Genomic DNA, 13,330 nt, shown 5'->3' with positions numbered 1-13,330 from the left:
ATCGCCGCCCAAACCCGCTCGGCTGCCCACACCGACCCTGCGGATGGTCAACTCGTACCACACGGTGAATGGTGGGGAATGCATGATGGGTTTCACCCATCCTACGGGCCGCGCATCCCAATCCTTGGATGGGTGCAACCCATCAATTAGCGCCCTGACTTACTCCCCGGCGGGGATGTCCTTTTCCGCTGCCCAGCCCCAATCCAGCGGATAGTCCCCGCGCTGCACATAGGCATGGAAGGATGAATACGGCCAGTCGCGTACCCGATCTACCAGTCCATGCTTGACCGGGTTGTGATGGATGTATTCGATATGTCGCTGCCAATCCTCCTGGTCACGAATGGCATGCTCCCAGAACCGGCGTTGCCAGATACCGCGTTCACCCTTGCCCAGCAGGCTTTGCCGCCGGTGCGCGGGCAAGGGAATCTGGCGGGAGAAACTGCCCTTGATACGCCGTAGCCGGTTGGAGAAATCACTGTCGCCATCCGGTAGGCGCACCAGCAGGTGAAGGTGCTCAGGCAGCACCACCCAGGCTTGCAAGGCGAAGGGCGCACGCCGTTGCTCTTCCCGGACGCTCTGGCGTAGGACATCGATATGGGAAACCAGCCAATCCCTACGGCGGTCGGCGAGCGTCAAGGTGAAGAAATACACACCGCCTGCGCGGTAGTGGCGGCGATAGCCAGTCATTAACGTTCCCTTCCTTGGGTCGGTTTTGAGATATGTGATGGGTTGCGCCTGCGCGGCCCGTCCCATCCTACGCACTTTTTTCAGTCTTTGCGGATCAACCCCGGCAACTGCGCAGCCAGTTTGTCGATATTGATGGGCGCACGAATGAAGCCGCGCTGAGTGCCATCCGGGCCGATGACGGCGAGGTTGCCGCTGTGGCCGACGGTGTAATTTTCCTTGCTGGTGTCAGCCGGGATATAGGGAATGCTCACCGCATTGGCCAGTTTCTGGATGGTGTCCGGCTCGCCGGTAAGGCCCATGAAACCGGCATCGAAATAGCCCAGGTACTTCTTCATCTGCTCCGGCGTGTCGCGATCCGGGTCGACGCTCACCAGTACGATGCGCAGATTGTTCCAGGCCTCTTCGGGGATCTGCGTACGCAGCTGGCGCAGTTGGGCCAGGGTCGCCGGGCAGATGTCCGGGCAGAAGGTGTAGCCGAAGAACAGCAGGCTCCATTGATCCTTGAGCTGGCCGGTCGAGAAGGTCTGGCCATCCTGATCGATGAAATCCAGTGCCGGTACCTGGCGCTGTTGCGGCAGCATCACGATGCCGGCGTCGAGCAGCGCGGCAGGGTTATTCTGCGACTTGCCGCTGAGTACCTTGTTGACGGTCAGCCCGAGCACCAGGGCAACGATGGCGACGAGGACGAATACGGTGATTTGCTTTCGGGTCATGGCGGCCACGATGATCTGAGTGAAAGTGATCGCCCAGTGGCCTGATGAACCCAGGCCGACGCGGAGAGTCGCGCCGGGTTGGCAGATGGGATCGGCAGGCAGGCGATGAGTAGCGGGAAAAGGTACCAGATACTGGCTGCCAAGGTACCGACTGGCGCATGCGGCCAGCTGTCACGGTCGGGTCAGCACACGCCTGTTGCTAACAGCGATCAGGCTTGCTGCACCGCATGTTCAAGCCACGACCTTCCAGGCGCCGGTTGGGGCCGTGGCGCTCGATATGCAGCGCCACGCCATCAGGGGCAGACGAGTGAACCTCGCCAACCCCTGGAGCCGAATAGGCCGGTAGCGCGTGGAACGTGAAGAGCGACGTCTACCTTACCCGCGGTGACGGCCGCGGAAGAAGTCGATCAGGCCCTGGGTCGAGCCATCTTCCGCGCGCGCTTCTTCGCTGCCGACCATGCGCGAATAGACGCCCTTGCCGAGATCCTTGCCGAGCTCGACGCCCCACTGGTCGAAGGCGTTGTTGCCCCAGATCACGCTCTGCACGAACACCTTGTGCTCGTACATGGCGATCAGCGCGCCGAGCCGCCGTGGGCTCACGCGTTCCATGACCAGGGTGTTGCTCGGACGGTTGCCGGGGATCACCTTGTGCGGCGCCAGACGCTGCACTTCCTCCTCGCTCACACCCTTGGCGCGCAGCTCCTCTTCGGCTTCCTCACGGGACTTGCCGAGCATCAGCGCCTGGCTCTGCGACAGGCAGTTGGCGTACAGCCACTGGTGGTGATCGGCAACCGGGTTGTAGCTGCTCACCGGGACGATGAAGTCGGCCGGAATCAGCTGAGTGCCCTGATGCAGCAACTGGTGGTAAGCGTGCTGGCCGTTACAGCCGACCCCCCCCCAGATCACCGGGCCGGTGGCCGTGGTGACGGGCTGGCCATCCTGGCGCACGCTCTTGCCGTTGGACTCCATGTCCAATTGCTGCAGGTGCTTGGTGATGTTACGCAGGTAATGGTCATACGGCAGGATGGCGTGGCTCTGCGCATTCCAGAAATTGCCGTACCAGACGCCGAGCAGCGCCAGCAGCACCGGCATGTTCTCTTCGAACGGCGCGGTCTGGAAATGCTCGTCCATGCGGTAGGCACCGGACAGCAGCTCCTTGAAGTTGGACATGCCGATGGACAACGCGATGGGCAGGCCGATGGCCGACCACAGCGAGTAGCGCCCGCCGACCCAGTCCCACATCGGGAAGATGTTCTCTTCACGAATACCAAAGCCCACCGCCGCTTCGCGGTTGCTCGACACGGCGATGAAGTGCCGGTACAGCTCGGCCTCGGAGCCACCCTGAGCCAGGTACCAGCCGCGAGCGGCCTGGGCGTTCTTGAGGGTTTCCAGGGTGCCGAAGGACTTCGACGAGACGATGAACAGCGTGGTCTCGGCGCGCAACTTGGCCGACAGCTCATGGAACTCGCTGCCGTCGATATTGGCCAGGTAGTGGCAGCGTACGCCGCGCTGGGCAAAGGGCAGCAGCGCCTCGGAAACCAGTTGCGGGCCGAGGAAGGAACCGCCAATGCCGATGTTCACCACGTCGGTGATGGGCTTTTCGGTGTAACCGCGCCACAGGCCATCGTGAATACGCCCGACCAGCTCGGTCATCTGCTGCAGCACGCGCTGCACCTCGGGCATGATGTCGACACCATCGACCTGCACCTTGTCGCCCAACGGCCGGCGCAACGCAGTATGCAGGGCCGGGCGCTTCTCGGAACCGTTGAGCAGGTCACCGTCGAACAGCGCATGGATGCCTCGTTCCAGGCCGACTTCGCGGGCCAGATTGACCAGCAGTTCGCGGGTTTCGGTGTTGATCAGATTCTTCGAGTAATCGAGGAACAGCCCGCAGCCGCTCAGGCTGAAGGTCTCGAAGCGCTGCGCGTCAGCGGCGAAGGCCTGGCGCATGCTGAAACCGGCGAGGTGCTCGCGATGTGCGACCAGGGCTTGCCAGCTCGGCAGTTGCGTGACATCCAGCGATGATGAAAGGTGCGGCATGAAGACTCCTTGGTTCGCTCACGAATTCACAGACAGACTGTCGAGACGCCCTCTCGCGGGCACACGTCAATGATCGTGTCTGCCTCGTCTGGTTCGCCTCAACGGTCAGTTTCCAGCTCATGGCGATACGGCAACTGCGGGCCGACCCGCGAACAGGTCAACGCCGCGGCCTGCACCGCGAAATCGAGCATCGCATCGAGCCGCTCGCAAGACAACGTAGCGAGGGCAGCCGGGTTGTCCAGCCCATGCTGCACCAGGAAGGCGATGATCGCCGCCTGAAAGGTATCCCCCGCTCCCACCGTGTCACGCGTGATCACCTGACGCGCCGGCACTGACCAGTGCCCATGCTGCCGGCTGAACACGCCCGCCCCTTCGCTGCCACGGGTCAGAAACACCACCTGGCAACGCTGAGCCAGCCAGCGCTCGATACTCGTCAGCGGCTCGACACCAGGATAGAGCAGATCCAGGTCTTCCTCGCTGACTTTGATCAGATGCGCGTGGGCGGCAAAAGATTCAATCCGCTGGCGCCAGCGCTCGATATCCGGTGCGGGATTGAGACGTACGTTGGGATCCAGGCTGATCAGCCGTCGTTCGCTCTCGCGCTCGACCAACGCCAGCAAAGTATCGCCAACCGGCGGCACGACCAGCGAATAGGAGCCGACGTGCAAGCCACTGATCCGCTCATCCAGGGTCGGCAGGTGCTCGGGGTGCAGTTGCCGATCGGCGCAGCCCTCGCCCCGAAACATGTACTGCGGCGAACCCTGGGCATCCAGAGCGACCATGGCCATGGTGGTCGGTGCATCGCTGGGCACCAGGTACTGCGTGCTCACCCCCTCCTCCTGCAACACCTGGCGCAGACGCTGACCCAGGTAGTCGCTGGAGATGCCGCTGAACAACGCCGACTCTACGCCCAGCCGGCGCAGGCCGACCGCTACGTTGAACGGAGAACCGCCGGCCAGTGCCTTGAAATTCAGCTCGCTGCTGCGCTCACCAGGGTTGCAGAAGAAATCGAACAGGGCTTCACCGCATACCAGGTACATGGGTTCTCCACATCACAAAAGGCGCACTCGCGCAGGAAACAGCCGACGGCGCGGCCGCCGGGAATCGATTCATTGCAGTTGCCGTACCTGCTCCCGATAACGCTGGTACACAACCTCATAAGCCTGGCTACGCTGCGCGTCGGGCTGCGCGCCACGCTGTTCGTCCAGTGTCACGCAGGTATCGCACAGGCTCTGCAGGCTGACGGCCTGGCCGCGCTCGCGGGCCACACACCAGGCCGCCTGGATAGCCGCGCCAAGGGCGGCCGCTTCGGTATGCTGCGGGCAGGCCACGGGTGCGCCCATGATGTCGGCGACGATCTGCCGCCACGTCGCACTCTTCGCGCCGCCACCGATCAGGCGGATGGCATCGCTGCGAATACCGCTGTCACGTAGCAGGTCGAGGCCGTAGCGCAGGCCGAAGGTGGTGCCCTCGACCACCGCACGGCAGAGGTTGGCGCGGGTCAGGTTGTCACTGGTCAGACCGTGCAGGCTGCCGCTGGCAAGCGGCAGTGCCGGCACCCGTTCGCCGTTGAGGAACGGCAACATCAGCACACCTTGCGCACCGATGGGCGCTTCGCCGACCAGCGCGCCGAAGGCGTCGATATCCAGGCCCAGCAATTCACGGATCGCACCACTGGCGTTAGTCAGGTTCATGGTGCAGATCAACGGCAGCCAGCCACCGGATGACGAACAGAAGGTCGCCACCTGCGGATGCGGGCTCACCCGCGGCTGATCGGCATAGGCATACACCGTGCCCGAGGTGCCCAGGCTCATGGTGATGGCGCCGGGGGCGATGTTGCCGGTGCCAATGGCGCCCATCATGTTGTCGCCACCGCCGCTGGCCACCAGCGCCCCGGGGTTGAGGCCCAGACGCTCGGCGACTTCCGGGCGAATCGAGCCGACACAGCGATCCGCTTCGATCAGCTCGGGTAATGCCCGCACCAGCGCGCCGTCCGGGTCGATCAGCTCCAGCAGTTCGGTGTCCCAGGTGCGGGTGCGTACGTTGAAATAGCCACTGCCGGAGGCGTCGCCGTACTCGGCGCAGCAACGGCCGGTCAGCCAGTAATTCAGATAATCGTGGGGCAGCAGGATATGGGCGATACGGGCGAACACCTCGGGGTGATGATCGCGCGTCCATAGCAGCTTGGACACCGTGTAGCCCGGCGCGATGGCCACCCCCAGACGTTCCAGCGAACCGCTGTCACCACCGAGGAAGTCCAGCAGTTGCTGGTTCTCGGCCGCCGACTCGGTATCGCACCAGAGCTTGGCCGGGCGCAAGACCTCGCCCTGGGCATCGAGCAGCACCAGGCCGTGCTGCTGGCCGGACACGCCGATACCGAGAATCGCACTGCCAGGTACGCCGGCCTGCTCCAGCGCCGCTCGCGTGGCCAGCTCGAAGGCCTGCAGCCAGTCGCTCGCCTCCTGCTCGCGACGGCCATTGGCCCCACTGATCAATTGATGCGCGGCGCTGCCCTCACCGAGCACGCGGCCGCTTTGGGTGTCCAGCACCAACGCCTTGGTGCCCTGAGTGCCGCAATCGATGCCGAGGTACATGACTCAGTCGCCCAACAGGGTCTGCAGGGTACGCGTCACCCCGAGCTTGCGCAGGCTGTCGTAGCACAGCTCGAAGGCGGTGACGAAAGCCGCGGACTGCGGGATGGCGTTGCCGAAGATGACCTCGACGCCCAGCACGCGCTCACGCACCCGGTCATCGTCCTGCACCAGCGCCTGGCAGAACTCGGCACGCGGATCGGGGATGCGATACCGGCTGCCGTTCTCGTCGGCGCCCTTGAGATACAGGGCCCATGCCGCGACCACCAGGGCGGCGCGTTCCAGCGGACGACCGTCCTCGATCAGCCGGTTGATGGTCGGCACGATGAACTTGGGAAACTTCGACGAACCGTCCGAGCAGACCCGCTCGAGCTGATCGGCGATAGCCTGGTTGGAGAAGCGCTCGATCAGGGTGTCCTTGTACGCGTCCAGGTCGATGCCCGGCACCGGCGCCAGCTGCGGCGTCACGTCGAGATCCATGAAGGTGCGCACGTAGCGGCACAGCAGCGGATCGTTCATGGCTTCGTGAACGAAGCGGTAGCCCTTGAGAAAACCCAGGTAGGTCAACGCCAGGTGGCTGCCGTTGAGCAGCTTGATCTTCATCTCCTCGTAAGGCGTGACGTCGTCGGTGAACTGCACGCCGACCTTTTCCCAGGCCGGCCGGCCAGCGACGAACTTGTCTTCCAGCACCCATTGCAGGAAAGGCTCGCAGACCACCGGCCAGGCGTCCTCGACGCCGTGGCGCTCGGCCAGTTGCTGGCGGTGGGCGTCGCTGGTCATGGGAGTGATGCGGTCGACCATGGCATTGGGGAAGCTGACGTGGCTGTCGATCCAGGTGGCCAGCTCATGGTCGGCCAGGTGGGCGAAGGCCAGCAGCGCCTTGCGGGTCACCGCGCCGTTGTGCGGCAGATTATCGCAAGACATCAGGGTGAAGGCCGGCGTGCCCGCCGCGCGGCGCCTGGCCAGGGCCGCACAGAGAAAACCGAAGACGCTGCGCGGCGCATCCGGGTGCGCCAGGTCATACTGGATGTCGGGCAGATGGGCCATGAATTCGCCGCTGCTGTCATCGATGCAGTAACCGCCTTCGGTGATGGTCAGCGAGACGATGCGGATCGCCGGGTCGGCCAGCTTGTCGATCAGCGCCGCGGGCGAATCCTCGGCCAGCAGCATGCCGTTGATGGCGCCGACCACGCGCACTTCCAGGCCGGGCTCGTCGCCCAGTACGAGCATCGTGTAGAGGTGATCCTGCTCGGCCAGTGCCTGCTGCATGGCACGATCTTCACGGCGCAGGCCAACGCCGCAGATGCCCCAATCCCCGGCCTCGCCCTGATTGAGCAGAGCTTCGGTATAGATCGCCTGGTGAGCACGATGGAAACCACCGACGCCGATATGGGCGATGCCCTGACGGACATCCGACGGATCGTAAGCCGGTACCTCTACCTCGGCGGCGAGTGAGCCGAGATTGTTGCGTGTCAGTTTCATGATCGCTCCTGCACGTCAGGCGGCCTGGCCGGCCTGAATGCGTTTGTCGATGGCCATGCCATCGGCGTTGAAGAGGTGGCAGTGGAGCGGGTCGAAATCCAGCGCAAGGGCTTCACCATAGGCCGGGGAAAAATCGCCGCGTACCCGCACGGTGAGGACTTCGTCGCCCACGCGGACATGGCAGAAGGTATCGCTGCCCAGACGCTCGCTGACGTCCGCGGTGGCCTGCAGACGACCCTGCCCGGCCAGCACCACATTGAGGTGCTCGGGACGGATACCCAGGGTGACCTGGCTGCCAGTCGTCAGGCCGGTACCCGCCAGCGGCAGATCCAGGGTGGCACCGCCCTCCAGACGGATCTGGCACAGACCGTCATCGACACGCTCGACCTGGCCACGCAGGAAACCCATCTTCGGCGTGCCGAGAAAGCCGGCGACGAACAGGTTGACGGGATGGTTGTACAGCTCCAGTGGCGAGCCGACCTGCTCCACGCGGCCGCCGTTGAGCACCACTACCTTGTCGGCCAGGGTCATGGCTTCGACCTGGTCGTGAGTCACGTAGATCATGGTCGCCTTCAGCTCCTTGTGCAGCCGCGCCAGTTCCAGGCGGGTCTGCACGCGCAGGGCTGCGTCGAGGTTGGACAGCGGCTCGTCGAACAGGAAGATCTTCGGATTACGCACGATGGCCCGGCCGATGGCCACGCGCTGGCGCTGGCCGCCGGAGAGCTGTTTGGGCTTGCGCTCGAGCAGCGCTTCCAGTTCGAGGATGCGCGCGGCGTTGGCGACCTTCTCCTGCACTTCCTGCTTGCCCACCCGAGCGAGATCGAGGGCGAAGGAGAGGTTCTTGCGCACGGTCATGTGCGGGTACAGGGCGTAGGTCTGGAACACCATCGCCAGGTCGCGCCTGGCTGGCGCGGTGTCGGTGATGTCGGTGCCATCGAGGGTGATGGTGCCGCTGGACACTTCCTCCAGCCCGGCGATCAGGCGCAGCAAGGTGGACTTGCCGCAGCCGGACGGGCCGACGAACACCACGAACTCGCGGTTCTCGATATCCAGGTCGATGCCCTTGATGATCGCCGTGCCGTCGAAGCCTTTCTTCAGGTTGCGGATTTTCAAATCAGCCATAGCGGGCTCCAGTCTTATTCTTCGATTATTTACAGACGCTGCAATTCTGCTTCTGTCCAACGGGCGTAGGAGCCCGGCTTGCCGGCGATCTGCTGGGAACCAGCAGCAAAACCTTTCTCGGTCGTGACAGCAAGGCTGCTTTGTTGGAGCTGATCGCGAGCAAGCTCGCTCCTACGGCCGGCGGCCAGAATCAAATGCATATGTCTGCGTCCTCACTTCACGGCGCCGAACGACAGGCCACGCACCAGCTGCTTCTGGCTGATCCAGCCGAAGATCAGGATGGGTGCGCAGGCGAGCGTCGAAACGGCGGAAAGCTTGGCCCAGAACAGGCCCTCGGGACTGGAATAGGAGGCCACCAGCGCGGTCAGTGGCGCGGCGGCGGAACTGGTCAGGTTGAGCGACCAGAACGCCTCGTTCCAGCACAGGATCAGCGACAGCAGCATGGTCGAGGCCAGGCCGCCACGGGCGATGGGCAGCAGCACGCGGACGATTTCCTGCCAGGTGGTGGCACCATCCAGGCGCGCCGCTTCGAGGATTTCCACGGGGATGTCCTTGAAGTAGGTGTACACCATCCACACCACGATCGGCAGGTTGATCAGGGTATAGATGACGATCAGCGCGATACGCGAATCGAGCAGGCCGAACTGCTTGGCCAGCAGGTAGATCGGCACCAGCACGCCCACCGGCGGCAGCATCTTGGTCGACAGCATCCACAGCAGCGTGCGCTTGGTATGGCGGGTTTCGAAGAAAGCCATGGAGTACGCCGCCGGCACGGCGATCAGCATGCTCAGCAGGGTCGCCGAGAAAGAGATCAGCACCGAGTTCCAGGCGAAGCTGAAGTAGTCGCTGCGCTCGTTGATGTGCAGGTAGTTCTCCAGGGTCGGCGTGAAGATGAACTGCGGCGGCGTGGCGAAGGCGTCGAGTTCGGTCTTCAGGCTGGTCATGACCATCCAGAAGATCGGAAAGAAGATCAGCGCGGCGATGGCCCAGGCCAGCGTGCCGATGAGCACGCTCTGCAGGCGGCGGGATTGCTTCAGGGTCAACATCTCGGCGCCCTCACTGTTTATCGGTCAGGTTCTTGCCGATCATGCGGATCAGCACGATAGCGGCAATGTTGGCGATGACCACCGCGATCAGCCCGCCCGCCGAGGCCATGCCCACGTCGAACTGCAGCAGCGCCTGGGTGTAGATCAGGTAAGCCAGGTTGGTCGACTCGTAACCCGGGCCGCCGCCGGTGGTGGTGTAGATCTCGGCGAATACCGAAAGCAGGAAGATGGTTTCGATCATCACCACCACGGCGATGGGCCGCGCCAGGTGCGGCAGGGTCAGGTGCCAGAAGATCGCTATCGGCCCGGCGCCATCGAGGCGCGCCGCCTCCTTCTGCTCCTGATCCAGGGACTGCATGGCGGTCATCAGGATGAGGATGGCGAATGGCAGCCACTGCCAGGACACGATCATGATGATCGAGAACAACGGGTGGTGCGCCAGCCAGTCCACCGGCTGGGCGCCGAAGAACTGCCAGACCGCGGCGAGAATCCCCGAGACCGGGTGGAAGATCAGGTTCTTCCACAGCAGCGCGCTGACCGTGGGCATGATGAAGAACGGCGAGATCAACAGCACCCGCACGATGCCCCGACCAAAGAACTCGCTGGCCTCCAGCAGGGCCGAGATCAGCACGCCGAACACCACGCTGATCAGCAACACGCTGCCGACCAGCAACAGGGTATTGGTGGCACCGGACAGGAACGCGGCGTCGGTGACGAAGTACTCGAAGTTCTCCAGGCCGACGAAATCGTTGTCGCCGGGATACAGCAGGTTGTAGCGGATCAGCGAGAAATAGATGGTCATGCCCAGCGGCACGATCATCCAGATCAGCAGCAGGATCACCGAGGGGCTGACCAGGAACCAGCCGGGCGCCAGGCGTCGCGATTTTCGCGGCGCCAGCTCGCGGGCCTGCTCTGCAGGATTTTCGATGGTGTTCATCGTGTCTCCGAAAGACGGTTCTACAGCGGATGACGCTTTACGTAGGGTGGGTTAGCGGCGCCGTATAGCGTTTCTAACTGTCGCCACGATTGCGGGGCGTCGCGTAACCCACCAGGCGATCGTCTGCGTTGCGCCCATGGTGGGTTACGGCGCCATGCCTATTGCATGACACGCATGTCATGCGATAAGGCGCCTAACCCACCCTACGGATTGGCTACTTGGGATAACCGGCGCGCTTCATTTCCCGCTCGGTGCTCTGCTGTGCCGCCTGCAGCGCCTGATCAGGCTGCATCTGCCCGGTCAGGGCGGCGGCGAACAGCTTGCCGACCTGGGTGCCGATGGCCTGGAACTCGGGAATGGTCACCAGTTGGATGCCCACGTAGGGCACGGGCTTGGCGCTGGGGTCGGCCGGATCGGCCTTCTTCAGCGAGTCGAGGGTGACCTTGGCGAACGGCGCGGCCTGCATGTAGGCATCGCTGTAGGTCGAGGCGCGGGTGCCCGGCGGCACGTTGGCCACGCCATCCTTCTCGGCGACCAGCGCACCATAGGCCTTGGAGGTGGCCCAGGCACTGAAGGTCTTGGCCGCGTCCTTGGACTTGGAGCTGGTGGGGATCGCCAGCGCCCAGGAATACAACCAGGAGGCGCCCTTGTCGGTGACCTGGGTCGGCGCGAAGGTGAAGCCCACCGAGTCGGCGACCTTGCTCTGCGATTTGTCGGTGACGAACGAGCCGGCTACGCTGGCATCGACCCACATGGCGCACTTGCCGCTGTTGAACAGCGCCAGGTTCTCGTTGAAGCCGTTGCTCGACGCGCCCGGCGGGCCGTATTTCTTCATGGTGTCGACGTAGAAGTTCAGCGCGTTCTTCCACTCGCTGCCGGTGAATTCCGGCTGCCACTGCTCATCGAACCAGCGCGCGCCAAAGGCATTGGCCACGGTGCTGATCAGCGCCATGTTCTCGCCCCAGCCGGCCTTGCCGCGCAGGCAGATGCCGTACTGACCCTTGTCCGGCTGGTGCAGCTTGCCGGCGAATTCGGCCACCTGCTCCCAGGTCGGCTGCTCGGGCATCGTCAGCCCGGCCTGCTCGAACAGGTCGGTGCGGTAATAGGTGATGGAGGCTTCGGCGTAGAACGGCAGGGCGTAGAGCTGGCCCTTGGCCGAGAGGCCTTCGCGCACCGAGGGGAAGACGTCATCGAGGGCGTAGTCGGCGGGCAGATCGGTCATCGGCTCCAGCCAGCCCTTCTCGCCCCACAGCGCCGCTTCGTACATGCCGATGGTCAGCACGTCGAACTGGCCGCCCTGGGTGGCGATGTCGGTGGTCAGGCGCTGACGCAGCACGTTCTCTTCGAGCACCACCCACTTGAGCTTGATCTCGGGGTTCTGTTCTTCGAAGGTTTTCGCCAGGCGTTGCATGCGGATCATGTCGCTGTTGTTGACCGTGGCGATGGTCACGGTCTCGGCAGCCTGCGCGCCAACGGTGAGCGATAGGCATGAAGCGGCTACGAGTACTTTGATCGTGTGGTTCATGGTCTTGAACTCCTCTCCCTGGTCGCGAAGACCTCGGAAGACATTATTGTTTTTGTGGGGCCGACTCGGATTACACCCCTACAACAAGGCGCGAACAACGCCTCGACTGCACAAGTACTGATACTTTTTTGCACTGCAATGGCAGTCGGAAATATCGACTAAAACTGCTTGAGAGCCTAAAGCACGGGCTTAACAGCATCGACGGAGCGAATGAGAGCGACAGAATCAGTACAGGTTTTGCTCGGTAACGCGTTGCGTGACCAGCCTGCGGTAGCCGCTGGGCGTCATGCCCTTGAGCTGCTGGAAACGCCGGTTGAAGTTGGAAATGTTGTTGAAGCCGGACTCGAAACACACCTGAGTCACCGGCTTGTCGCTCTGAGTCAGCAACTCGCATGACTTGCTCACCCGCATGCGATTGACGAACTCGACGAAGCCACGCCCGGTGGCCTGCTTGAAGAAACGTGAGAAATACGTGGGCGTCATGCCCAGATACTCGGCCACTTCCTCCTGGGTCAGCTCCTGGGCGTAGTGTTGGAAGATGTAATCCACCGCTCGGTTGATACGCTCGACATGATGCTCGTCGGCCAGCTGCGCCGCGGTTCTGTCCGAGAGCAGCTGGTAATCGTCGCACGCGGCGAGCAGCTCCATGAGGATGAAGAAATTCCCCAGACGAGTCATACCCTGGGAGTCGGCGATGCGCTGCAGCAGATGCCGGGCCTCGGCGATGGTGCGCTCGCAGCGAAACTCGATGCCATAGTGGGCACGGGTCAGTAGCGGCTGCAGATCCTTGAGTTCGGCGAACACCGCGGTGCCGCTTTCCAGCACCTCGTCGGTAAAGTTGACCAGCATGTCGCGCTGGGCCACCGCCTCGCCCACGGCCATCTGGCTGATCCAGTTGTGCGGCAGGTTGGGGCCGGTGAGAAACAGGGTATCGGGGGAAAAGTTGCCGATGTAATCGCCGATGAACACCTTGCCCGAACTGGCGACGATCAGGTGCAGCTCGTATTCCTTGTGGAAATGCCAGCGCACCAGCGGACTGGGAAAGCCATGCTGGCGATAGATCAGCGAATGACCTTCGTGGTCATCCATCAACTCATAGGACGGATCGAGCGTTCTTTGCGTTCGGGACATGATCGGGCAGCATCGTTTTGTTTTTGTCGGAATATCGACTAGAGACCCTAGCATAG

Annotated in this window: 12 protein-coding genes; all 12 read right to left on the bottom strand. The window is 63.2% G+C overall.

What is annotated here, in order from left to right:
* Positions 1-159: 159 nt before the first annotated feature.
* The 12 genes from DNK10_RS13410 to DNK10_RS13360 all read right to left on the bottom strand — a co-directional run bounded on the left by DNK10_RS13410 (position 160) and on the right by DNK10_RS13360 (position 13,274).
* Entirely contained in the window at positions 160-687 is a 528-nt protein-coding gene (locus tag DNK10_RS13410; protein ID WP_131191893.1) for an REP-associated tyrosine transposase, read from the bottom strand.
* Positions 688-767: 80 nt separating this feature from the next.
* On the bottom strand, positions 768-1,400 hold the full coding sequence (locus DNK10_RS13405; protein ID WP_131191892.1) for an SCO family protein: 633 nt from the start codon (positions 1,398-1,400) through the stop codon (positions 768-770).
* 375 nt (positions 1,401-1,775) lie between these two features.
* On the bottom strand, positions 1,776-3,440 hold the full coding sequence (gene pgi / locus DNK10_RS13400) for a glucose-6-phosphate isomerase (protein WP_131191891.1): 1,665 nt from the start codon (positions 3,438-3,440) through the stop codon (positions 1,776-1,778).
* 98 nt (positions 3,441-3,538) lie between these two features.
* The gene (locus DNK10_RS13395) at positions 3,539-4,480 is read right to left on the bottom strand and encodes a carbohydrate kinase family protein (protein WP_131191890.1); all 942 of its coding nucleotides are present in this window, start codon (positions 4,478-4,480) and stop codon (positions 3,539-3,541) included.
* Positions 4,481-4,549: 69 nt separating this feature from the next.
* Positions 4,550-6,034 carry a xylulokinase gene (gene xylB / locus DNK10_RS13390; RefSeq protein ID WP_131179250.1) on the bottom strand — a complete coding sequence of 495 codons (1,485 nt, stop codon included), beginning with the start codon at positions 6,032-6,034 and terminating at the stop codon, positions 4,550-4,552.
* A gap of 3 nt (positions 6,035-6,037) precedes the next feature.
* Complete coding sequence (locus DNK10_RS13385) at positions 6,038-7,513, bottom strand: mannitol dehydrogenase family protein (protein ID WP_131191889.1); 1,476 nt, start codon at positions 7,511-7,513, stop codon at positions 6,038-6,040.
* Positions 7,514-7,528: 15 nt separating this feature from the next.
* On the bottom strand, positions 7,529-8,635 hold the full coding sequence (locus DNK10_RS13380; protein WP_131191888.1) for an ABC transporter ATP-binding protein: 1,107 nt from the start codon (positions 8,633-8,635) through the stop codon (positions 7,529-7,531).
* 29 nt (positions 8,636-8,664) lie between these two features.
* Entirely contained in the window at positions 8,665-8,835 is a 171-nt protein-coding gene (locus DNK10_RS25890) for a hypothetical protein (protein WP_165495984.1), read from the bottom strand.
* Between the two features lie 12 nt (positions 8,836-8,847).
* On the bottom strand, positions 8,848-9,681 hold the full coding sequence (locus DNK10_RS13375; RefSeq protein WP_131191887.1) for a carbohydrate ABC transporter permease: 834 nt from the start codon (positions 9,679-9,681) through the stop codon (positions 8,848-8,850).
* Between the two features lie 10 nt (positions 9,682-9,691).
* Positions 9,692-10,618 carry a carbohydrate ABC transporter permease gene (locus DNK10_RS13370; protein WP_131191886.1) on the bottom strand — a complete coding sequence of 309 codons (927 nt, stop codon included), beginning with the start codon at positions 10,616-10,618 and terminating at the stop codon, positions 9,692-9,694.
* Between the two features lie 214 nt (positions 10,619-10,832).
* Entirely contained in the window at positions 10,833-12,143 is a 1,311-nt protein-coding gene (locus tag DNK10_RS13365) for an ABC transporter substrate-binding protein (RefSeq protein ID WP_131191885.1), read from the bottom strand.
* A gap of 225 nt (positions 12,144-12,368) precedes the next feature.
* Positions 12,369-13,274, bottom strand: coding sequence for a helix-turn-helix domain-containing protein (locus DNK10_RS13360; protein WP_131179256.1), 906 nt, complete (start codon positions 13,272-13,274; stop codon positions 12,369-12,371).
* Between the last annotated feature and the right edge of the window lie 56 nt (positions 13,275-13,330).

This window comes from Phytopseudomonas daroniae, assembly GCF_004327275.1.
GTDB classification, from domain to species: domain Bacteria; phylum Pseudomonadota; class Gammaproteobacteria; order Pseudomonadales; family Pseudomonadaceae; genus Aquipseudomonas; species Aquipseudomonas daroniae.
Note: the sequence above shows the minus strand (reverse complement) of the source record. Positions and strands in the feature narration are given on the sequence as shown.

Coding starts and splice junctions, on each gene's coding strand:
- DNK10_RS13410 (WP_131191893.1), bottom strand. CDS start 687: ATGACTGGCTATCGCCGCCACTACCGCGCAGGCGGTGTGTATTTCTTC.
- DNK10_RS13405 (WP_131191892.1), bottom strand. CDS start 1,400: ATGACCCGAAAGCAAATCACCGTATTCGTCCTCGTCGCCATCGTTGCC.
- pgi (WP_131191891.1), bottom strand. CDS start 3,440: ATGCCGCACCTTTCATCATCGCTGGATGTCACGCAACTGCCGAGCTGG.
- DNK10_RS13395 (WP_131191890.1), bottom strand. CDS start 4,480: ATGTACCTGGTATGCGGTGAAGCCCTGTTCGATTTCTTCTGCAACCCT.
- xylB (WP_131179250.1), bottom strand. CDS start 6,034: ATGTACCTCGGCATCGATTGCGGCACTCAGGGCACCAAGGCGTTGGTG.
- DNK10_RS13385 (WP_131191889.1), bottom strand. CDS start 7,513: ATGAAACTGACACGCAACAATCTCGGCTCACTCGCCGCCGAGGTAGAG.
- DNK10_RS13380 (WP_131191888.1), bottom strand. CDS start 8,635: ATGGCTGATTTGAAAATCCGCAACCTGAAGAAAGGCTTCGACGGCACG.
- DNK10_RS25890 (WP_165495984.1), bottom strand. CDS start 8,835: ATGCATTTGATTCTGGCCGCCGGCCGTAGGAGCGAGCTTGCTCGCGAT.
- DNK10_RS13375 (WP_131191887.1), bottom strand. CDS start 9,681: ATGTTGACCCTGAAGCAATCCCGCCGCCTGCAGAGCGTGCTCATCGGC.
- DNK10_RS13370 (WP_131191886.1), bottom strand. CDS start 10,618: ATGAACACCATCGAAAATCCTGCAGAGCAGGCCCGCGAGCTGGCGCCG.
- DNK10_RS13365 (WP_131191885.1), bottom strand. CDS start 12,143: ATGAACCACACGATCAAAGTACTCGTAGCCGCTTCATGCCTATCGCTC.
- DNK10_RS13360 (WP_131179256.1), bottom strand. CDS start 13,274: ATGTCCCGAACGCAAAGAACGCTCGATCCGTCCTATGAGTTGATGGAT.